Annotated in this window: 15 protein-coding genes and 1 pseudogene; 6 read left to right on the top strand and 10 right to left on the bottom strand. The window is 69.9% G+C overall.

Translation table 11 applies throughout. The features are described 5' to 3' along the window. Positions 1-26 precede the first annotated feature (26 nt). From BT364_RS16410 to BT364_RS16400, 3 genes and pseudogenes are all read right to left on the bottom strand, one after another. Positions 27-1028, bottom strand: a complete 1002-nt coding sequence (locus tag BT364_RS16410) for an MBL fold metallo-hydrolase (RefSeq protein ID WP_072485912.1) — start codon at positions 1026-1028, stop codon at positions 27-29. Positions 1029-1373: 345 nt separating this feature from the next. After that, positions 1374-1640, bottom strand: a pseudogene (locus tag BT364_RS16405) (gfo/Idh/MocA family oxidoreductase); the annotation flags it as partial. Between the two features lie 640 nt (positions 1641-2280). Continuing rightward, a complete protein-coding gene (locus BT364_RS16400; protein WP_072485911.1) occupies positions 2281-3081 on the bottom strand; it encodes a DeoR/GlpR family DNA-binding transcription regulator in 801 nt (266 codons plus the stop codon). A gap of 185 nt (positions 3082-3266) precedes the next feature. Here BT364_RS16400 and BT364_RS16395 point away from each other — a divergent pair, with 185 nt between their 5' ends. Together BT364_RS16395 and BT364_RS16390 are read left to right on the top strand one after the other, a co-directional pair. Then, positions 3267-4151 carry an SIS domain-containing protein gene (locus tag BT364_RS16395; protein WP_072485910.1) on the top strand — a complete coding sequence of 295 codons (885 nt, stop codon included), beginning with the start codon at positions 3267-3269 and terminating at the stop codon, positions 4149-4151. Between the two features lie 163 nt (positions 4152-4314). Beyond that, complete coding sequence (locus tag BT364_RS16390; RefSeq protein WP_256259868.1) at positions 4315-5112, top strand: acyl-CoA thioester hydrolase/BAAT C-terminal domain-containing protein; 798 nt, start codon at positions 4315-4317, stop codon at positions 5110-5112. A 94-nt stretch (positions 5113-5206) separates the two neighbouring features. Here the strand turns inward: BT364_RS16390 and BT364_RS16385 are convergent, their stop codons facing one another. The 5 genes from BT364_RS16385 to BT364_RS16365 form a co-directional block, all read right to left on the bottom strand. Further along, positions 5207-5764 carry a hypothetical protein gene (locus tag BT364_RS16385; protein ID WP_072485909.1) on the bottom strand — a complete coding sequence of 186 codons (558 nt, stop codon included), beginning with the start codon at positions 5762-5764 and terminating at the stop codon, positions 5207-5209. 99 nt (positions 5765-5863) lie between these two features. Further along, positions 5864-7006 carry a DmpA family aminopeptidase gene (locus BT364_RS16380; RefSeq protein ID WP_072485908.1) on the bottom strand — a complete coding sequence of 381 codons (1143 nt, stop codon included), beginning with the start codon at positions 7004-7006 and terminating at the stop codon, positions 5864-5866. Between the two features lie 23 nt (positions 7007-7029). After that, on the bottom strand, positions 7030-7728 hold the full coding sequence (locus tag BT364_RS16375; RefSeq protein ID WP_072485907.1) for a 4'-phosphopantetheinyl transferase family protein: 699 nt from the start codon (positions 7726-7728) through the stop codon (positions 7030-7032). Between the two features lie 406 nt (positions 7729-8134). Further along, positions 8135-8998, bottom strand: coding sequence for a Gfo/Idh/MocA family protein (locus tag BT364_RS16370; RefSeq protein WP_072485906.1), 864 nt, complete (start codon positions 8996-8998; stop codon positions 8135-8137). 275 nt (positions 8999-9273) lie between these two features. Beyond that, on the bottom strand, positions 9274-9696 hold the full coding sequence (locus tag BT364_RS16365) for a DUF2397 family protein (protein ID WP_256259864.1): 423 nt from the start codon (positions 9694-9696) through the stop codon (positions 9274-9276). Positions 9697-9931: 235 nt separating this feature from the next. On the opposite strand from BT364_RS16365, the gene BT364_RS16360 reads away from it, so the two are divergent. The 3 genes from BT364_RS16360 (at position 9932) to BT364_RS16350 (ending at position 19233) form a co-directional block, all read left to right on the top strand. After that, on the top strand, positions 9932-11134 hold the full coding sequence (locus BT364_RS16360) for a serine/threonine-protein kinase (protein WP_072485905.1): 1203 nt from the start codon (positions 9932-9934) through the stop codon (positions 11132-11134). A 121-nt stretch (positions 11135-11255) separates the two neighbouring features. Next, a complete protein-coding gene (locus BT364_RS16355; protein WP_072485904.1) occupies positions 11256-14147 on the top strand; it encodes a DEAD/DEAH box helicase in 2892 nt (963 codons plus the stop codon). 10 nt (positions 14148-14157) lie between these two features. Continuing rightward, positions 14158-19233 carry a restriction endonuclease gene (locus tag BT364_RS16350; protein WP_072485903.1) on the top strand — a complete coding sequence of 1692 codons (5076 nt, stop codon included), beginning with the start codon at positions 14158-14160 and terminating at the stop codon, positions 19231-19233. Positions 19234-19288: 55 nt separating this feature from the next. On the opposite strand, the gene BT364_RS16345 is transcribed toward BT364_RS16350, so the two are convergent. After that, positions 19289-19492 carry a DUF397 domain-containing protein gene (locus tag BT364_RS16345; protein ID WP_072485902.1) on the bottom strand — a complete coding sequence of 68 codons (204 nt, stop codon included), beginning with the start codon at positions 19490-19492 and terminating at the stop codon, positions 19289-19291. After that, positions 19489-20328, bottom strand: coding sequence for a helix-turn-helix domain-containing protein (locus tag BT364_RS16340; RefSeq protein ID WP_072485901.1), 840 nt, complete (start codon positions 20326-20328; stop codon positions 19489-19491). Before BT364_RS16340 ends, BT364_RS16345 begins: the two co-directional genes overlap by 4 nt. A gap of 147 nt (positions 20329-20475) precedes the next feature. Here BT364_RS16340 and BT364_RS16335 point away from each other — a divergent pair, with 147 nt between their 5' ends. Further along, positions 20476-20946 (top strand): ATP-binding protein, encoded by a 471-nt coding sequence (locus tag BT364_RS16335; protein WP_371268594.1) that lies wholly within the window; start codon positions 20476-20478, stop codon positions 20944-20946. The last annotated feature ends 198 nt before the right edge of the window (positions 20947-21144 follow it).

Genomic DNA, 21144 nt, shown 5'->3' with positions numbered 1-21144 from the left:
GGCCGAAGCGGCGGCACAAGCCCCGCCTACTGCTCCGCGGGGCGGGCCGGCTCATGCGGCCCCTCCAGTTCTCGAGCGACCACGGCGACCTCGGTCATCACCTGGAGCACGCCGGGCAGTTCGGAGCCGTCGAGCTGCCGGTACTCGCTGCCGATGGTCACCACCAGCCGTTCGGGAAGGCCCAGTTCCGGGTACCGCCCCTCGCCGATGACCCGGCGGGCGGCCTCGACGGCGGGAATCCCCGCCGTGTGGAAGGCGTGGGCGCGCTCACGTACGTACTCCAGGTACACGATGTGGTCGCGGACCCCGGCCCGGTCGAGGAGCGGGCCGTGTCCCGGGACGACGGTCTCGGCGCCGGTGGCCAGCACCCGTTCGCAGGCCGCGATCAGGTTGCTCAGCGGGCCCGCCCAGTGGACCGGGTGGTCGCCCGGCTGCTCCGGGGTGGAGGAGAAGATGATGTCCCCGGTGAAGACGGCGCCCTGCGCGGGCAGATGGACCATCAGGTCGCCGGTGGTGTGCGCGGACGGCAGCGCGGAGATCTGGACCGGGTACTCCCCCAGCGTCAGTTCGAGCTCGCCGGTGAAGTAGGTGGTCGGCACCACCGGTTCGGTCTGCGACCAGTCGAAGGGGCCGAAGTGCCGGGCGAGATAGCCACCGAGCGGGGTGGCCGGATCGCCTGTGGCGACGAGCGCGTGCTGCTGCTTCGGCGTGGGTTCGTAGTGGATGTGCTCGCGGGCCTCGCGGGTGGCGATGATCTCCGCGTCCGGGAGCACGCCCGCGCCCCAGAAGTGGTCCCCGTTCGCATGGGTGACGATCACCCGGTCGATGCCGACGCCGTCGGGCAGCCGCTTGGTGGACTCGGTCAGGAACTGGCCGGCCAGCACGGCGTCGTACGGGGTGTCGATCCAGAGCGCGCCGCGGGGCGAGACGAGCAGACCGCAGTTGGCCAGCCCCCAGCCCCGTTTCGGCGGGAGCCATGCGTAGAGGCCCCGCCCCAGGTCAACGACGTCTCCACCCGTGATCGACATGGACGCGATTATGCCGACCGAATTCCGGCCACGCGTTCGAGCTCGGCCACCCCGAGATCCTATTGGCGCAAAATGATCGCTCGCACGCCCCGACGACGAGGGCGTGGTGACCCTGCGAGACCGGCGCACCCCATCCCCACCTGCCACCTTCCGGACAACTCTCCCCAATTCACCCGTCGGCGACACGCGTCGCACCAAGCACCCGTCGAGCGGCCACCAAACCGGAAAGAGCCGATTACCCACCGAGCATGGCCGAAAATAGTCGCACAGGGACCTCCGGGGACAGTGCCGGAAGGCACTGCCCCCGGAGGTCTCCCGAGCGTCGTACCGGCCGCCGGACCGCCCCTAGCGGACCTGGCCGCCCTCGAAGTAGGCGATCAGCTCCGGGTCGAGGGCCGGCACCTCGAAGGGCGCACCGCCCTCACGCAGGGAACGGGTCGCGAGCACACCGGCGGCGACGCTCATCCGGGCGGCGACCGGCGAGGTGTCGGTGACGCCCCCGTCGCGCACGAACCGGCAGAACTCCTCCATGATCCGGCTGTCCCCGCCGCCGTGCGAGCCCTTGGCCTCCGGCAGCCGGTAGGCGATGTCGGCCTCGGCGCGGTATCCGGCGGTGATCGCCGAACCCTGTCCGGGGTGGTGGGCGGAGGTCGCGATGGAACGGCGCAGGCCGAGCCCGATGACGCCGAGTCGCAGGTCTGACACGGGGGTCTCTTCTGTCTGTGCGTGCGGGTGGTGCGGGCGGAGAACACTGATGCGCGGCTGCTTGCCGGCGAGCGAGACCTCGGACTCGGCGCGCATCATGTACTCGGGGCCGGCGGCCAGGAGGGCGAACGCAGCGGTGACCGTGCGACCGTTGCTCCCTCGCGGTGACAGCCACATGGTTCACGACATGCATCCAGATGGCAAGAGTTGTTCATTTAACACGGCTAACAAACATTTAAGGACATTGAACAGTCTGGGACGTTCGTTTCGGCCGCGCCGCAACCCGTGATCGAGCGTCAGAGGCAGGGCACGGGCACGGAGGGCACGGGAAAGGAGCAGGGAGGACGCAACAGGGGTTCGACGACAATCACCGAACCTTCTCAGCCGCTTGATCGCGGTCCGGGATGCGCCTTCGTACTCGACCGCGTGTTGCCGGGCACAGGACGCAGCCTTCTCGGACACCAGCTGTGAACGGGCCGCGGAAGGCCGATCAGCGGTGGACAGCGCCCCGCGCCCAACGACCTCGCCGGGGACGCACCGGGTCACCTCACACGGCGATGACGGTGACGCCGGCCTCCGTGAAGCGGGCGGTCGCCTCGGGCGTGATCCCCTTGTCGGTGACCAGGAAGTCGACCTGCCCCAGATCGCAGACCCGGGCGAAGGCCCGCTTGCCGATCTTCGAGGAGTCGGCGGCCACGACCACCCGTTGCGCCTGCTGGGCGAGCAGGCGGTTGATGCTGGCCTCGCCCTCGTGGTGGACGTACGCACCGCGCTCGGTGTCGATGGCGTTGACGCCCAGCACGGCGACATCCAGCGTGATCTCGCCCAGCACCCCGCTGGCCAGCGGGCCGGTCAGCTCGTACGACTGCGGCCTGGCCACTCCGCCGGTCACCACGATCTTGATCTGCGGCCGGATCACCAGCTCGTTGGCGATGTTGAGGGCGTTGGTGACCACGGTCAGGGTCGGCTGGCCGCCCATGTGGGCCGCGCTGTCGCCGACGACGTCGGAGCGCACCGCCAGCGAACGGGCCACCTCGGTCAGTGTCGTGCCGCCGGTCAGTCCCACCACTTCGCCGACCGCCACCAGTTCGGAGACCGCGCGGCCGATGGCCTGCTTCTCCGGGGCGTGGCGCCCGGTCTTGTAGCGCAGGGCCAGTTCGTAGCTGACGCCGTGCGCCACCGCGCCGCCTCGGGTGCGGGTGAGCAGCTGCTGCTCGGCGAGCTGATCCAGGTCACGGCGGATGGTCGCGGCCGAGACGTCCAGCGTGGTGGCGGCGTCCTCGACGTCCACCCGGCCGTTCTTACCGACAAGCTCCAGCAGCGCGTTCCACCGGGCATCCCTGGACAAGGCAACTCTCCTTACGAACCCGGGCTTCGGGCACACATCCCCTTGGGTACGGTCACCGGACAGCGCAAAGCGTCGCACAAGGCTCCGCCCAGTCAAGCATCCTGCAAACAGAATGCTTGATAATGCTCGCAGGTCGCGTATAACGTTCGCAAACGAGCATCCCACCACGAGTACGGAGTGCAAAAGTGTCATTTGTCGAGATCGAGACAGCCAGCCAGCCGGAGTGCTGGCGTCGCGCCGCCGAGCTGGCCCAGACGCAGTCGGCCGCTCTGCCCGCCACCGGCGAGCGCATCGCGGTCGTCGGCTGCGGCACCTCGTTCTACATGGCTCAGGCGTACGCCGCGCTCCGCGAGGGGTCCGGTCAGGGCGAGTCCGACGCCTTCGCCGCCTCGGAGTTCCCGTTCGGCCGGGGCTACGACCGGGTCGTCGCCCTCACCCGCTCGGGAACCACGACCGAGGTGCTGGAGCTGCTCGACCGTCTGCGTGGTGCCACCCGCACAGTGGCCATCACCGCCGACCCGAACACCCCGGTCATGACGGCAGCCGACGATGTCGTCGTGCTCGACTTCGCCGATGAGCAGTCCGTCGTGCAGACCCGGTTCGCCACCACCGCGCTCACCCTGCTCCGCGCCCACCTGGGTCTGCACACCGAGGACGTGGTGCGCGACGCGGAGACCGCGCTGGCCGAGCCGCTGCCCGAAGGCCTGGTGGACTGCACCCAGTTCAGCTTTCTCGGCCGCGGCTGGACGACGGGGCTCGCCAACGAGGCGGCGCTCAAGATGAAGGAGGCGTCGCTGTCCTGGACCGAGTCGTACCCCGCGATGGAGTACCGCCACGGTCCCATCAGCATCGCCACCTCGGGCACCGCGACCTGGATGTTCGGTGCCGCCCCCGAAGGTCTTGAGGAGCAGGTGCTGGCGACCGGCGCCCGCTGGGTGGAGAGCGGGCTGGACCCGCTGGCGGAGCTGGTGCGGGTGCAGCGTCTGGCGGTCGCCCGCGCCGCCGCCCGCGGTCTGGACCCGGACAGCCCCCGCCACCTGACGCGCTCGGTCGTGCTCACGGACGCCTGACCGGCCGGTGCACATCGTCGAGCGCACCTTCGGTAATCCCGGCGAAGGCGCTCGCGAGGCTGCTCGCGGAACCCCTCATGAAGCCCTGTGCCAGGGCGTTCGCGAGGGGTTTCTCGCCAGGCCCGCGGGCGGGCCGGTATCCGGCTGCGAGGTCGGGGTGCTGGTGCTGTCCGGGTCCAGCGGACGCATCGAGGAGGAGCGGTGCCGGCTCCTGGCCCGGGAGGGCATGGCCGCCCTCTCGATCCGCTGGTTCGGGGGCTCCGGTCAGCCGCCGGGCATCTGCGAGGTCCCGCTGGAGACGTTCGAGTCCGCGATCGGGGTGCTCCGCGCGGGCGGTGCGCGGCGGATCGGCGTCCTCGGTACGTCCAAGGGCGCGGAGGCCGCCCTGCACCTGTCGGTGCTCCTGCCCGGTGTCGACGCCGTGGTGGCGCTCTCGCCCACCTCGGTGACCTGGGCGAACGTGGGCCCCGGCCGGGACGGGCAGGCCCGGCCGTACCGGTCCTCCTGGACCTGGCGCGGTAGGCCGCTGCCGTTCGTCCCCCTCGACGACTCCTGGGCACCGGCGCCGGGACGGCCCGAGGGCGGTCCCGTGGCCGTCCTCGGCTGGTACGAGCAGAGCCGGCGGACGTACGCCGACCGCGTCGACGCGGCGGGAATCCCGGTGGAGAGGTCCGGTGCCGAGCTCGTCCTGGTCGCGGGCGGCGACGACGAGATGTGGCCTTCGCTGCGCTCCGCCGAGGAGCTGGCCGCCCGCCGCAGAGCGGCCGGGCTGCCCGTACGGGTCGTCAGCGGCCCTGACGCGGGCCACCGCCCGCGGCTGCCGGGCGAGGGCCCTGCGCCCGCCTCCACGCAGTTCCTCTACGGAGGTTCGACCGCGGCGGACGCGGCACTCGGGGCGGCCGCCTGGCCCCACATGCTCGACGCGCTGCGCGGCACACGCGCTCCGGCCGAAGGTGCGTGAGGCGACCGACGACCCGCGGGGAAGCAGGCCATGCGTGGGAAGGCCGGCGGTCGTTGCGTCCGCCGGCCCGGGCTCTCCCACGGCACCGCCGTGGTCAGGACTCCTCGAAGTAGGCGTCCAGAACCTCGTCGAGTTCCGCCGCCCACTCCTTGAGGCTGCTCCTGGCCGGTGCCTCGACCTCGGCGTTGAACCACCGGCGGGTCGACATGTGGACCGTCACGGTGAACCGGCGGCCGAACCGGGGGGTCTTCACCTCGACCGCGCCGATCTCGTCCCACCGGAACTCGGCCTCCTGGTCGTCCAGCCGGAACCGGACGCCCTCACGGTCCACGGTGATGGAACCGCGGCGGTCGCTCACCTCGAACGAGGGTCCGTCCTCCGCCTCCTTCTCGTCCGCCGCGGGGGCCTTCCCCGCGTCGGACTCGGCTTCTGCGGCGTCGGACTCCCGCTCCTCCGTCGCGTCCGGCACCGTCTGTTCCGGTTCCGTCTGTTCCGGTTCCGTCTGTTCCGGTTCTGTCTGCTCCAGGTCTGTCTGCTCCAGGCTCGAATCCGGTTTCCCGGCCGTGACGGGGGCCGTGAGACCGGGGATGAACGCCGGGTCTGTCCCTGCGGCGTATCCGGGCTGAGTGTTCGGATCTATGCGCTGCTCCACGGCGGGCAGTATGGCCGACGAAGCTGTGCCGGGCCAGCGAGCCCGCCGCGGAACGGCCGTGGGAGCCACAGAAGGACGAGGGATATGACGCCGAGGGGGCTACGACACCGCTCCCCGTGCCGCCAGGATTTCGGTCACCTGCTCCAGCGGAAGCGCCGGTACGTGGTGTCCGGCCCGGCCGGTCATCGAGTGCGCACCGGTGAGCACATTGAGCACCGCCTCCTCCACCGACTCGACCACCGCGCCGTAGAAGGGATCCATCCGGCCCCAGGGCACGAAGCGCATCGACTCGTACGGCGCACTGCCGTCGTCCTCGGGAAACGTACTGGTCAGCGCGGTCGGGTTGGCCGTGGAGAAGGCCAGGAAGAGGTCTCCGGAGAAATGACTGCCGGTGGTTCCGGTACGGCCCAGGCCGAGCGTCACCCGACGGGCCAGCGCCTTGCACTGACCCGGCAGCAGCGGCGCGTCGGTCGCCACCACCACGATCACCGAACCCGCGCCGGGCGGCACCGGGCGCTCCCCGTCGGGCTCCGCCACTGAGGGCTGCGCCTCGACCGGGTCGGTCAGCTCGCGCCCCACCGGCACACCGGCCACCACCAGTTCGCGCCGTGAACCGAAGTTCGCCTGGACGAAGACGCCGACGGTGTACCGGTCCTCGCCGTACTCCACCACGCGCGACGCGGTGCCCGAGCCGCCCTTGAAGCCGTAGCAGCGCATGCCCGTCCCGCCGCCGACGCATCCTTCCTCGACCGGGCCGGACGCCGCCGCCTCGATCGCGGCGGCCGCGTGCCGGGACTCCACGGCCGGACCGTGGATGTCGTTGAGGTGGCCGTCCCAGGTCTCCGTGACGACCGGCAGCAGCCACTCGGGCGCCATGCCACGGCAGTTGGCGCGCACCCACTCGACCACGCCCCGGTGCACCGGGCCGACCGCGTACGTATTGGTGATGACCACCGGAACGGCGAGCGAGCCGCTCTCCTCGATCCACGCGGTCCCGGTCATCTCGCCGTTGCCGTTGAACGAGTGCCAGCCGGACGCGCAGGGGATGCCCACCCCGTCCCGGCCGCGCGGCAGCAGCGCGGTCACTCCGGTGCGTACGTCGTCGCCGTCGACGAGGGTGACGTACCCGACCTCGACACCGGGCACGTCCGTGATCGCGTTCCACGGCCCCGGCTCACCGGTCAGGGGAATGCCCAACTCACGTGCGCGCTTGCGGTCTTCGCCCGGGTGATCTCCGCTCATGCGGACAGAGGTTACGGGAACGCCTACCCGCCGCACAGCCCCTGGGTGCCGGGGGCCTTCTCGATGACGATCGCGGTCAGCAGCAGCCCCTTCTCGGACAGCCAGCGGCCGTGGAAGGCCGCGGGGACCGCCGGCACCCCCGTCCCCGGCGCCGACCGCAGGTCGCAGGCCAGCAGTTCGGCGGTGAAGCTGCCGTCGAGACGGAGCTCGATGTCGGCCTCCTCGAAGCCCAGCCACCGATGGGTGAGCGGGAACCACGCCTTGTAGACCGCCTCCTTCGCGCTGAACAGCAGACGGTCCCAGTGGATCCCCGGGTGTTCCAGGCGCAGTTCGCGCTCGCGTCGCTGTTCTGTCGCCAGGGCGATGCTGTTGTGCACGTCGCCGGGCAGCGGCGCGTGTTCCTCGGCATCGATGCCGACGGTGAGCGCATCCGGCCGGTGGGCCACGACGGCGGCGCGGTAGCCGGTGCAGTGGGTCAGGCTTCCGACCGTGTTCTCCGGCCAGAGCGGTGCGCCCCGTTCGCCCTTGAGGATGGGGACGGGAGCTATGCCCAGCGAGCCGAGCGCGCGGCGGGCACAGTGCCGCGTCGTGGCGAACTCCTTGCGCCGCTTCTCCACGAAACCACGGGTCAGCTCCTCCTCACCGGGCAGCAGCACGGCACCGGGCAGGTCGGAGAACGCTTCTGCCACCGCTACCCGGGACGGCAGGATTTTCTCGATCATGATCTCCCCTTACCGGCTGGACTCCCCCATCCTGCCTGGTGTCGGGCGTTCTCCCCACCGTCCGATGGCACGAACGCCGACTCCACAGTGTCGCATCGGACACAGCGCCGCCGTCAGCGCCCTCCTCGCCATCCTCCGCCTTCTTCAGGACTCGGCGAGCCTCGGCCAGCGGATCCGCGTGGCGCACAGGGCCACGAGGATCGCCGAGGCGGCGACGGCGCCCATTCCCCGGACCAGACTGCCGGCACTCGCGATGAACGCGATCGTGCGCTGCCCTCACGGGGCCGCCGAGCGGACCTGGGCGAACACCCGAAAGGCGTCCCCCACCAGGCCAATTGCCCTGCAGTGTACGCCTGTTGGATCGCTTCCCTTCACCCGGCCGCAACCCGGCCGTGCCTCGCCCGATCTACGGCCGGGCGCCGGCCGGAGCCTCGCGCAGGGCAGTGGCGACGGTCTCCAGAACCTCGATGGGGCGCAGCAGATCCCCGTAGCCGATCGGCGGCCTGCCCGTGCGGACCATCTCCAGGAACGCTTCGAGGCCGGGCACGCAGTAGTCCGCGCCCGGGACCAGGGTCTGCTGGGCCATGCTCTCCCGGGTGAACGTCATTGCATGGAAGGGGATCTGGTCCGTGCTGCCCGGCTTGACGAGGTTCACGACGACGCGGGTGTCACCGGCCGTGAACGACGCGACGACCGTGGTGTCGGTGATGTCCGTCCGAACGCCGGAGATCTCGCCCGGAGCGAGCCGGAGGGCGATGTCCACCGCATGAATGCCGTAGAAGAAGATCCCGCCGTGGTCGCCGGCCGGATCGGCGGGCCCGGAGACGACGACCAGTTCCGGCTTCCCTCCCGCGATCGACCGGGCCGCCAGCGCGTCGGTGCCGGGAATCCACCGGAGCGCCGAGGACGAGGTGAGCGGCGCGTCATGGGCGCGCGCGGTATCGATCAGGGCCCGGGCGTCCTCGACGGTGCGGGCGAGGGGCTTGTCGACGAACACCGGAAGGCCCTCGGCCAGAAAGGGAATCGCCTGGTCCCGGTGGTGTGCGCCGTCCCGGTCCGCGACGACGACGGCGTCGACCAGCCCCAGCAGCTCCGCGGGCCCGTCGACGATCTCCGCGATCCCTCCGGTGGCCGCCAGCGCGTCGTTGCGCCGACCGCGTCCACCACTGAGCGCCACGACGCGCGCGTCGCCGCCCGCCCCGTCGACGTTGAGGTGGCGCACGATCTGGTCGACATGGCTGTTGTCGGTGCCGACGATCCCGATGCGCATCCGGAGAGCTTTCCCTTCGAGGTGACAGGCCTGTGGAACCACACGCTCTTGGGCGTGAGGGGCGCCCCTGCGCAGCGCAGAACCGATTCTCCCACGGGGGACGAACGGGGGACGGAGCAGCGCCTCGGTCCACCTACCTGTCCCCGCGCCCATACCCATGCCCTGACGGCCCGTCCGGCACCTCGTGCCGACGCGGCCCAGATCGAGATCGTGCCCCGTCTGATTTCACCGGCTGTCGCCGGCTCCGACATGGAACCTCGTCAGCGCAAAGAGGATCACGAGGTGCTGTGACGTAGCGCACGCCGTTGGGACATGAAGGCCCGGGCATGGTCGGCGAGCGCGGCGAATCGGCTGGCCAGCACGTCGAGCGCCAAATGCGTCTTGGCCGGATCCGGCTCCTCCTCGGCAGCCAGGGCGAGAAGGGCGCGAAGCTGGGTGACGATGTCGTGCAGGGCCACGGCCTGGAGGGCTCCGCGACGCCCGAGCGCCTCGTCATAGGCGGACAGCGCCTCCTCGGCGGCTTCTCCGTCCCGCGTGAGCTGGTGGATGAATCGCTTCCGGTAGAAGTCTTCGACCGCGGTCACACGGGCGGTGTCGGGGTCCGCCCGCAGATTGCCCCAGCCGACGAGCTTGTCGAGCACGCCGGCGACGGCATCCAGCTCGGCGCGACGGATGTCCGCCGGCAGTGCGGCGTGCACGTCCTCGGGCCGTAGGTGGACCGCGAACCGTTCCTTGGCCGTCGGGACGCCCGCATCACGTGGCGGTAGAGCGGGGCGTTCGGCACGGTGAGGTGAGCGAAGGGGCCGAAGCCCGACGGCTCGGGATGGGCGGCCTGCCCCGTACCGGACCTGCTGTCGGACACCGCCGATACCCTTGCCCGTACGCACGCGACCATCGCGCGACCTTCGGCAGATCTTCGAGGTGGGGACCAGAGTGAACACAACGCCGCTGAGCCCGGACGATCCGGCCGAGCTGGGCGGGTTCACGCTGCTGGGACGGATCGGCCACGGCGGCATGGGCCAGGTCTACCTCGGCGAGTCCGCTGCCGGTGAGGCCGTCGCGGTGAAGGTGATCAAACCCACGGTCGTCGATTCGGAGACCCGGCAGCGGTTCGCCCAGGAGATCGAGGTCCTCAAGACGATCTGGGGGCCGCGCGTCGCCGCGTTCGTGAAGGCCGACACGGAGTCGGAGCAGCCGTGGCTCGCGACCGAGTACGTGGAGGGCCCCGACCTGCGTCGGCTCCTCGACACTCGCGGTGTCCTGTCGCCTCTGGCGGCCGCTTCGCTCGGAGCGACCCTTGCCGAGGCGCTGGCCGGAGTCCACAGCCAAGGGCTGCTGCACAGGGACCTCAAGCCGGCGAACATCCTGCTCGGCCCCAACGGCCCCAAGATCATCGACTTCGGCCTCGCCGTCTTCGCCGAGTCCAGCGCCTCCCTCACCGCGCCGAACATGGTGATGGGCACCCCTGCCTGCATGTCTCCGGAGCAGGCGAACGGAGAGAAGCCGCTGACGGCCCCGGTGGACGTGTACGCGCTCGGGGCGGTGCTGCTCTGCATGACCACGGGCCACTATCCGTACCAGGCCGATCACGTACAGGTGCTGTTCAGTCACATCGTCGACCCCGACAAGGCCCCCGATCTGTCGGGAGCCCCCGAGGAACTGGTCGGTCTCCTGTCGTCCATGCTCCGGCACGCGCAGCACGACCGTCCGACGATGGACGAGGTGGTCACCCAGTGCGTGGCGGTCATCAAGGCGCACGGGGCGACCGTTGCCCAGGCCCGACGGCAGCTGGCCTCCCTCACCACGGTCGCGTACGAACCGCCGGAGCCCTCCCCCGTACCGGCTCCCGCCCCGCCGCCCACGGATGCCGAGGCCTTCGCCGAGGTGTCGACCCTCCTGGCCCCGAACCCGGTGGCCGTGGCGCCGACCGTCCCGCTGCCGCAGCAGTCCGCCGCCCCCGCCCACCCGCCGGGCTACACCCCGACGGTAGCGGTGACCACCCCGGACGCCGAGCCCACAACCGAAGCCGCGCCGCAGCCCACGCCCGCGCCGCCTGCCGGCCCGCGCCGTTCCGCCGCCGCGCTCCGGATCGCGGCACAGTTGCGGGAGACGTACGCGTCGACAGCGCCGTTCTGAGCGGGCCGGCAGGCAGCGAGGCGCCAGGGCGGGCCGGACAGAGGTGACCGTCGCCCCTTGTCCCGGGCCGTGGCCCGCACGAAGATCTACACAGTTCAGCAGCTATCAGGAGGTATCGCGGGTGACCGCCCAGCAGTCCAGTCGGCAGTCCGCCCCGGGCACCGGTACGAGTCTCCCGCCCGGCGCCCAGATCGTCGTACGCGATGAGGAATGGCTGGTCAAGAACGTCACCCGGACCGATCACGACGGCGATCGCATCGAGGCCGTCGGGATCTCCGAGTTCGTCCGCGATCAGGAGGCCGTCTTCTTCACCGGCCTGGAGCGCACCCGCGACGGCGTGCCCGGCATCGAGCTGATGGACCCCGCCAAGACCACCCTGATCAGCGACGACTCGCCGAACTTCCGCCGCAGCCGGCTCTTCCTCGAAGCGATCCTGCGCAAGACCCCACTACCCCAGTCCGAGCGCGGTCTGGCCCTCGCCGACAGCTTCCTGCTCGACTCGCTCCCCTACCAGCAGCGGCCCGCGCAGCTCGCGCTCTCGGGCCGGAACCTGCGCCCCCGCATGCTGATCGCGGACGTCGTCGGCCTCGGCAAGACCCTGGAGATCGGACTCACCCTCGCGGAGCTGATCCGCCGCGGCCGCGGTGAGCGGATCCTCGTCGTGACCCCGCAGCACGTTCTGGAGCAGTTCCAGCACGAGCTGTGGACACGGTTCGCCATCCCGCTGATCCGCCTCGACTCCGCGGGCATCGAGCGGATCCAGCGGGAGATCCCGGCGGGCCGAAACCCCTTCACGTTCTTCAAGCGCGTGATCGTCTCGATCGACACCCTCAAGAACACCGATCAGTACAAGCACCACCTGGAGCACATCCGGTGGGACGCCGTCGTCATCGACGAGTCGCACAACCTGATCAACCGCGGTTCGCTGCGCAACCAGCTCGCGCAGCTCCTCGCCCCGCAGACGGACGCCCTCATCCTCGCCAGCGCCACCCCGCACAACGGCAACGCCCGCTCGTTCGCCGAGCTGATCGCACTGCTCGACCCGGCGGCGATCCGTGACCCGGAGCGGTACTCGGCCGAGGACATCAAGCACCTGTTCATCCGCCGCACCAAGGTCAGCGCCGAGGTACGGGAGAAGATGTCCGGCCAGTGGGCCGACCGGGGCCCTTCCGAGTCGGTGCACTGCCCGGCGACCCCGGCCGAGGAGAAGATCTTCGAGGAGCTGGCCCAGGTCTGGCTGCCCGCCGAGGGCCGCTCGGTGAGCGAGGTCCCACTCTTCCCGTACACGCTGCTCAAGTCCTTCCTCTCCTCGCACGCCGCCCTGAGCTCGACGGTCGAGACCCGTATCAAGACGCTGGAGAAGAAGAACGACCCGGACGCGACGGCCACCGAACTGGCCGCTCTCCAGCGTCTGCGGGAGCTGACGGCCGGTCTGACCTCGCAGGATTCGGCCAAGTTCGCTGCTCTCGTCGAGCAGTTGAAGGCGATCGGGGTCGGGCCGCGCAGCGAGACACGAGTCGTGGTCTTCTCCGAGCGCGTCCAGACCCTGGAGTGGCTGCGGTCCGCCGTGCCGGCCGCACTCGGTTTCAAGGGCAAGGCCCTGAAGGAAGCGGCCCGTGTGATGCACGGCGGCCTCTCCGACGAGCAGCAGATGCAGTGCGTCGAGGACTTCGGCCTCGCCGACGCACCCGTACGCATCCTCTTCACCGGTGATGTGGCCTCCGAGGGTGTCAACCTCCACCGGCAGTGCCATCAGCTCATCCACTACGACGTTCCGTGGTCGCTGATCCGCATCGAGCAGCGCAACGGCCGTATCGACCGTTACGGGCAGGTCCACAAGCCGCAGTTCCGCGCCCTGATCCTGACCAGCGAGGTGGACGGCGCGAAGGACGACCGCACGGTCGCCGAGCGTCTCCTTGAGCGGGAGGACGAGGCACACCGCTCGCTCGGCACGGCGGAGGCGGTCTCCGGCCTGTACCGCGCGGAGGCCGAGGAGAAGTCGCTGATCCAGGACCTCCTCAAGGGCCGCACGGTCGACGAGTCGCTCCAGCACACCGCCGATGAGGCGGGCGGGGCGGACGACTTCCTGGCCGACTTCTTCGCCCAGGTCGACGACGTGTCCGCCGAGCCCGCCTCGGAGGCCTCCACGTCCGCGTCTGCGCCGGACGAGTCCTCGGCACCGCCGAAAGCCCACGTGCCCCGTCTCTTCACGACCACGCGCGAGTTCGTCGACGAGGCGGTACGGGAGGTCTTCCCGGACGCCCAGCAGTCCCTCGGGATGGACCGCGACCCCGAGAACGGCCTGATCTCCTTCAAGCCCCCGGTCGATCTGGTGCACCGGCTGAAGGCGCTTCCGCCCGACTACCGCCGCGAGCAGCGCCTGAGCGAGCGCCTGCTGGTCACCCTCAACCGCAAGCTGGCCGACCGCGCCCTCGTACGGGCCCGCGAGTCGGGCACCTCCAGCTGGCCGGAGATCTCCCTGCTCACCGACCTCCACCCGGTGGTGGAGTGGCTGACCGACAAGGTCCTCGTGAAGCTGGGCCGCCAGGAGGCCCCGGTCATCACGGCCGACGTCGAGGCCCCCGTGTACCTCGTTCAGGGCATCTACTCCAACGCCCTTGGCCGCCCGACGGTCGTGAAGTGGATGGCCGTCACGGGCGAGGACGTCACGGACGACATGGTGGGGACACTGCGCGAGGCGGGCATCGGCCCGACGATGGCCAACCCGTTGCGACCCCACGACGTGGACGGCCTGCGGGCCGGCATCCCGACGGCCCTGGACGCCGCCGAGGCCTTCCTCTCGCGCCACAGCTCGGAGTGGGACAAGGCGCTCCTCGCCCCGATCGAGGAGTACCGGCAGCGCCTGGGCCAGTGGGAACAACCCACCCTCGCGGGCGAGGAGACCAAGGACGACCTCTCCCGCCTCGCCGACTCCCTGCTGACGACGGGCCGCCCGATGCTGCGCGTCCTGGCCGTCCTCGACTCAGCCCACGGCTCCGCCGCGCACGCCTAGGAGAATCCCCATGACGTACGACTCCCTGGTCAACCGCGGTGACTACTTCTCCGCGCACTACCTGGCCGAGGTCTTCCCGAAGGACCTCAAGTCCGGGCTCCTCGCGGCCTGGAGGACCCGCGAGGAGGAGGCCAGGTCCTCGTCCTCCGACTCCGACTCCGAGCAGGAACCGGACCCGGACGCCCTCCCGGTCACGCCCCGCCTGGGTCTGCGCGCCCTGCGCCGCCCGTACTTCCGTACCCGCGCCTTCTTCGCGGAGGCGGCGGTCACGCCCGACGACGCGACGACGTACGACGCACCCGAGTGGCGCGAGCGCGCGACCTCCCTCAACGCCTCCGTCCTCCGCGCCCTCGGCTACGACGCCAAGCCCCGGACCCTGACGGTGTCCCGGGCGGACCACACCTACGAGATCCCCGTCGCGCACGCCGAACAGGGCCTCGTGGCCGTCGACTGCGGCTGGGCTGCCGAACCCGACGCGGCCCTGGACCCGGACGGCCCCGGCCGCCTCCTCACCCCCGTACAGCTGGACGCGTCCAACTCCCTCCGTACGGGCTCGAAGCTGGCCTCGTTCCTCTTCGCGAGCGAGGACGCACCCCGGTACGTGCTGCTGCTCGCCGGCGGCGTGATCGTCCTCGCGGACCGGGCCGCGTGGGGCGAGGGCCGCTACCTGGCGGCCTCCCTGGACACGGCCCTCGACCGCAACAACACCAAGGACGGCCAGGAACTCGACACCCTGGCCGCCCTGTTCGGCGCGGACTCGCTGCGCACTCCGGAGGAGGGCGGTGAGAACCCTCTCGCCGGGCTCGTCGACAAGTCCACGAAGCATGCCGTGGGCGTCTCGTCCGAACTCCGGGACGGCCTGCGCGAATCCGTGGAACTCATCGCGAACGAGGTCCTGGAACGGATCACCAGCCATGACGGCGTCCGCCTGGAGGACGTCAAGGAACTCCCGGAACTCTCTCGGCAGCTGACCCGCGAGTCGCTCCGCTACCTGTACCGCATCCTGTTCCTCCTGTACGCGGAGGCCCGCCCGGAGCTCGGCATCCTTCCGTCCGACTACCCCGAGTACCACCAGGGGTACGGCCTCGGCCGCCTCGGCGAGCTCGTCGCGGAGCGGGACCTGGTGGGCGAGAAGGCCCGCGAGGGCGTGTACCTGTACGAGTCCCTGGACCTGCTCTTCAGCAAGGTCCAGGAGGGCTACCGGCCGCGCCGCACGCACGGGGTGAGCGCCAAGGATTCCGAAGACGTCGGCCTCCGCTTCGAACCCCTCCACTCGAAGCTCTTCGAACCGGAATCGATCCGCCTCATCGGTGCGGAGTCGGTCAAGGACCCCCGCCACGACGACGACTCGGACGAGCGCCCGCGCTACCTGGACACCCGCCTCCGCAACGCCACCCTGTACAAGGTCCTGCGGAAGCTGATGCTCACCCGGGGCAGAAAGGGCGAACGAGGCGGCTTCATCTCGTACGCGCAGCTCGGCATCAACCAGCTGGGCGCCGTGTACGAAGGGCTGATGTCGTACGCGGGCTTCATCGCCGGCGAAGAGCTGTACGAGGTCGCGAAGAACGGCGACCCGAAGGACGGTTCCTGGCTGATCCCGTCCTCGAAGGCCGACGAGTACGCCGATTCCGTTTTCGTGTGCCGCCGGGACGAGGAGACGGGCGCCGATGTCCGGGTCCGGTACCGCCCGGGCTCGTTCGTCTACCGTCTCTCGGGCCGCGACCGCCAGACCTCGGCCTCGTACTACACGCCGGAATCGCTGACGAAGGTCACGGTCCAGCTGGCGTTGCAGCACCGCCTGGACCAGGACGACACGGTCACGGAGGCCCGGGAACTCCTGGACTGGAAGATCTGCGAGCCGGCCCTCGGCTCGGGCGCGTTCCTGAACGAGGCCATCAACCAGGTCGCGGCCGAGTACCTGCGCCGCCGCCAGGAGGAGACCGGCCAGGCGATCGACACCGAGCAGTACCCGGTGGAGCTCCAGAAGGCCAAGGCGTACATCGCGCTGCACAACTCTTACGGCGTGGACCTCAACTCGACGGCAGTCGAGCTGGCCGAGGTCTCGCTGTGGCTGAACACGATGCATCCGGGCATGGAGGCGCCGTGGTTCGGCCTCCACCTGCGGCGGGGCAACTCCCTGATCGGGGGCCGTAGAGAGATCTACGGTCCGGAACGCCTGAAGAAGGGCGGCTGGCTGGGCGCCACGCCGGAACGCTTCCCCCTCAAGGATGCTGGGTCGGGCCTGCCGTCGGGCTCGGTCCACCACTTCCTGCTCCCGGCGAAGGAGTGGGGCGCGGTCGCCGCCGAGAAGGAGGCGAAGGCCCTGGCCCCGGAGGAGGCGAAGGCGCTCGGCGCCTGGCGCAAGGCGATCACGAAGTCGCCGAGCGCGAAGCAGACGGCCCGGCTTCAAGGGCTTGCGCGTCGGGCGGAGTACCTGTGGCAGCTGGTGGTCCGCCGCCTGGAGATCTCCGAGCGGGACATCAGCCGCAAGATCGACGTCTGGGGAGCGGAGCCGGAGTGGCTCCGCCAGCCGGTGGAGGCGGTCCAGCGCGAGGATGTCTTGGCCGACCTTGAGGCGGTGGACACCCCGTACTGGCGCCTGAAGACGCTGATGGACGCGTGGTGTGCGCTGTGGTTCTGGCCGGTCCAGGAGGCGTCGCTGCTGAATGGCACGAATCCTCGCTACCGGCAGGCGGCGGAGCTGGCGGAGCAGTCGGCCGCGTATGAGTTGGCCGTCTCGGGGACGGAGGACGACGAGAACGCCGGCGTCCTGATGTCCTGGGAGGAAGAGGCCCTCCCCGGTTTCGGCACGGAGGCCAAGCAGCTCTCCCTCACCCAGGAGGCCGTGGCCAAGCGTCGGATGGGCCGCCGCAAGGAGTCCATCGCTGAGCGGCGCCGCGAGGTGATCCCGCTGGCGAACCTGGACGACTGGCTGGACTTCGCGGAGTCGCTGTTGGGGACGCAGGACGTTCCGGCGGAGTCGCTGATCGCGGAGTTCGAGTCGCTTACGGAACTGACGCCGTACGAGGACGCGCTGCCGGACTTGATGGGTATGGATCGGTCATATTGGCTGGAGTCCCGCTTCCCGTGGGCAGCCCAATCGAAGGACATCGCCACCCAGCAGGGCTTCTTCCACTGGGAGTTGGAGTATGCCCAGGTCTTCGAGCAGGGTGGCTATGACTTGCAGGTGGGTAACCCGCCGTGGGTACGTCCACGATGGCAGGAAGATCTGGTTTTGGCGGAGTCGGAGCCTTGGTTCGTGCTCGCGGAGAAACCAGGGGCGGCTGAGTGGCGGCTGCGCAAGGACGAGGTGCTGATCACTGACGAGAACAGCCGGACCTCATTCCTTGGTGAGTTGGCGGTCCATGCCGGGTTCGTTGCTGCGCTGGGCAGCCCAGCCGTGTATCCCATACTCGTAGGAACCCAAGGCGACCTTTACCGGGCGTTCATGGCGCAGGTGTGGCGGCATGTGGCGCAATGCGGCATCGCGGGACTACTCCACCCGGATACGCACTTCGGCGGTGTGCGCGAGGGCACAATCCGGGCCGCCGCATACCGGCATCTGCGGGTACACGCACACTTCGTCAACTCAGCCAACTGGGCCTTCGAAGATCTCAACCGGTCGCAGGAATTCGCGATGCACATCTACGGAACGCCTCGCGACCCCGATTTCCTGCACCTTAGCGAACTGCGCGACGCGGAGGCGCTGCCCGCATCACTGGCCCATGACGGACACGGCGAGGCGCCCGGCATCAAGCACAACGGCTCCTGGGACATCCGGCCGCATAGCGAGCGCGTAGTGCATGTGGACACGGATCTGCTGGCCAGCTGGCAGACCCTCACAGACTCGGCCGGTCCGGCGGCGCAGACTCCCCTGCTGTACCCCGTCTTGCGCAGCGAGCAAGGAGCCATCGAGGCTCTCGCTGCACATCGCGGCAGCCTGGCCGACTACCAACCGCTGATCACGAGCCGATTCCACGAAGCCAGCGCGAAGCATGACGGGCTGATCCACTGGGGAAACCAGACTGTCTCGTGTCTCTCGGACGTCATCCTCCAGGGGCCACACTTCGCGGCGGCGCTTCCCTATTCCAAGGAGCCGAGGATCCCCTGTCGCAGCAACAGGGACTGGGATCTGCTCGCCACGACGGAGCTGTCCGAGGACTACGTTCCGGTGACCAACTACGTGCGCGCCACGGACGAGACCACGTATCTCACGGCCCAGGACTCCTGGCGCGGAGCGCCGTCCACCTCGTACTTCCGTCTGGCCTGGCGGGTCATGATCCCCTTCGACAGCAGCCGCTGCCTGCACGCAGCCCTCATCCCGCCTGGCCCCGCCCATGTCCATACCGTGCACTCGGCAGCCTTGACGGACGAGCGCCTGACCGCCCTCAACGCGGGCTTCTGGGCGACGCTGCCGCTCGACTACCTGCTGCGCATCACCGGCCGCTCGCACCTCCAGGTCACCGAGGCCGCCAAGATGCCAGCGCCCAACCCGAAGCACCCCCTGGCCCCCGCACTCCTCCTCCGCACTCTCCGACTCAACGCCCTCACCATCCACTACGCCCCCCTCTGGGCGGAACTGTTCGACCCCCGCTGGGCAGGATACGAAGACTGGGCCAATCCCCACTGGTCCCGACTGCATCCCCTCGCCGCCGACCTCAAGCCGACCTGGGAGTACGCCACCCCGCTCCGCACGGAGTACGAGCGCCGCGCCGCGCTTGTAGAGCTCGACGCCCTGGTCGCCGTCTGGCTCGGCATCACCGCCGACCAACTCGTCGCGATCTTCAGGTCCCGCTACCCGCAGCTGTACAACTACGAGTCGGTGACCTACTTCGACGCCAACGGCAGCAAGATCGCGGGTGACTTCAATACCTACGGCCACGGCCAGACAAAGGAGGACTATCTAGCCCTCCTCGACCATCTGGCCAGCCCCGCCACCACCCCACCGCCCGAGGGATACACCGCGCCCTTCTACAAGGCCGACCGCGAGACCGAGATGCGGGCCGCGCACGCGCACTTCTCTGCTCGGGTCGACGCGGAGATCGCTGCCGGCCGGTGGACGCCGCCCGCGAGGGCTGACGCGTAGGAAGACGAACGGGCCGCGCCAACCGAGGTTGACGCGGCCCGCGTTGTCGTACAGGTCAGTGCGCCGCGAATGCGACGAACGTCGCCCACTGCTCCGCATCGAAGCTCAGCATGGCCCCGGCCTTGTTCTTCGAGTCGCGGACGTGGGTCGAACCGACGGCGTTCGCCACCTCCACGCACTCGCCACCTGCGCCACTGCTGTAGCTGCTCTTGAACCAGGCCGACTCCGGCACAGGCCGCACAGGCTCCGTCGTGTTCATACCTCTCCCAGCGCCTTCTCGATGACGTTCAACGACTCACGTGGGGTGAGCGCCTGAGCCCTGAGGAGCCCGTACTGCTCCTCGAACTCCCGCACCGGCTTGCGCTCGGTGTACAGACGGCTGTCCTGGTGCGCTTCCACGTAAGCCATCCTCCGCGCTTCCTTTGTCTCGATCAAGGTGAACGAACCACCGAGCCCCGCATGTTCCTCAAGGCGGGTCGGCATCACCTGGATCGAAACATTGCGCCGCTGGGCGGCCAACAGGATCTGCTCCAGCTGCCCCCTCATCACTTCCCGGCCGCCAAGGGGGCGCCCGAGCATCGAATCCTCGATCACAAAGCTGATGGTGGGCATCGGCATCCGCGAGAAGATCGCCTGCCGCTCCAACCGGGCCGCGACCCGCTCCTCAATCGTCGCCTCGTCCAGCAACGGCAGCCACATCGCGAACACCGCCCGCGCGTACTCCTCCGTCTGCAACAACCCCGGCACCGCCTGCACCGCGTACACGTGCAGCTCCACAGCCTCCTTCTCCAGCTTCGCCGCGCCCCGGAAGAACGCCGGGTACTGCGCCCGCGCCACCTCCTCCTTCATCTCCTTCAAGATGCCGCGCGCCCCGAGCAACTCATCCGCCTGGTCGATGAACTTCCCCGGCGGGATCCGCCTCCCCTGTTCGAACGCCGCGATGGTCGACGCCGAGTACCCCGTCATCGCTCCGAACTCCGGCCGCTCCAGCCCCGCCCACTCCCGGAACCGCTTCAGCTGCCGCCCGAACACCTGAAGGATGCCCGTCGCCCCCTGCTCGGCCTCGTACCCGGCTTCCGCCTGCTGATCGTCCATGATCCGCGCCTCCCACGCCCAACGCCCCGGCCGTCCCGCCGGTCACGCCCCGCACCGCCGACACCCTCCGCACCGACGCATACAACCCGCACCCGTCCGCGCGTCACTCCTGGTCAACGTTACTCACGCAACGCCACCGTTGGCGGCATGAAGTCCACAACTCACCCCACCCAGCCCGCGCACGAACCCAATGCTCCCGCCCAGGAGTTCGACATGCGTTTCACTTCCACCCCACGCGGCGCACGGCTCGCCCGGCGCCTCGTCTCGCACCGTCTCCACGAGTGGGGCCACCCGTACAACACGACCACCAACGACACCGTCACCCTCCTCGCCGCCGAACTCACCGCGAACGCCGTACGCCATGGCCATGTCCCCGGCCGGGACTTCCATCTCCGCCTCACCGTCGACGCGGACGCCGACGCCACAACCATCCGTATCGAAGTCACCGACACCCGCACCGAGCGGATTCCCGCCCTCGCCTCCCCTACGCCGGACGCCGAGGCCGGCCGTGGTCTGCTCCTCGTGGCGGCCCTCGCCACCCACTGGGGCACCACACCCCGCGTAGCCGCCCCCGGCAAGACCGTCTGGGCGGAGATCAGCACTCCCCCAGACCGGTGATCCCATACGCTGCCGTCCGTGGTCTACGCAATCTCCCTCTCCGCGCAGAACTCGACGACATCGACTGGTAGTTGCAGCTGGACCAGTTCATGGGCAAGACCATGGGGGCTCCGTCACCATCGCGGCAGAGCTCGGGGACGGCCGCCACCCTGGGGAGACCGTGCGGGAGCGCCAACGGCGTGCCCACTCCCGTAAGGC

The organism is Streptomyces atratus (assembly GCF_900119365.1).
Classification (GTDB): domain Bacteria; phylum Actinomycetota; class Actinomycetes; order Streptomycetales; family Streptomycetaceae; genus Streptomyces; species Streptomyces atratus_B.
The sequence above is the reverse complement of the archived record's forward strand: the minus strand, read 5'-3'. Positions and strand labels throughout refer to the sequence as shown.

Excerpts from the sequence above, each read along its gene's own strand:
- BT364_RS16410 (WP_072485912.1), bottom strand. The coding sequence starts at position 1,028 with ATGTCGATCACGGGTGGAGACGTCGTTGACCTGGGGCGGGGCCTCTAC.
- BT364_RS16380 (WP_072485908.1), bottom strand. The coding sequence starts at position 7,006 with ATGAGCGGAGATCACCCGGGCGAAGACCGCAAGCGCGCACGTGAGTTG.
- BT364_RS16375 (WP_072485907.1), bottom strand. The coding sequence starts at position 7,728 with ATGATCGAGAAAATCCTGCCGTCCCGGGTAGCGGTGGCAGAAGCGTTC.
- BT364_RS16370 (WP_072485906.1), bottom strand. The coding sequence starts at position 8,998 with ATGCGCATCGGGATCGTCGGCACCGACAACAGCCATGTCGACCAGATC.
- BT364_RS16350 (WP_072485903.1), top strand. The coding sequence starts at position 14,158 with ATGACGTACGACTCCCTGGTCAACCGCGGTGACTACTTCTCCGCGCAC.
- BT364_RS16345 (WP_072485902.1), bottom strand. The coding sequence starts at position 19,492 with ATGAACACGACGGAGCCTGTGCGGCCTGTGCCGGAGTCGGCCTGGTTC.
- BT364_RS16340 (WP_072485901.1), bottom strand. The coding sequence starts at position 20,328 with ATGGACGATCAGCAGGCGGAAGCCGGGTACGAGGCCGAGCAGGGGGCG.
- BT364_RS16335 (WP_371268594.1), top strand. The coding sequence starts at position 20,476 with ATGAAGTCCACAACTCACCCCACCCAGCCCGCGCACGAACCCAATGCT.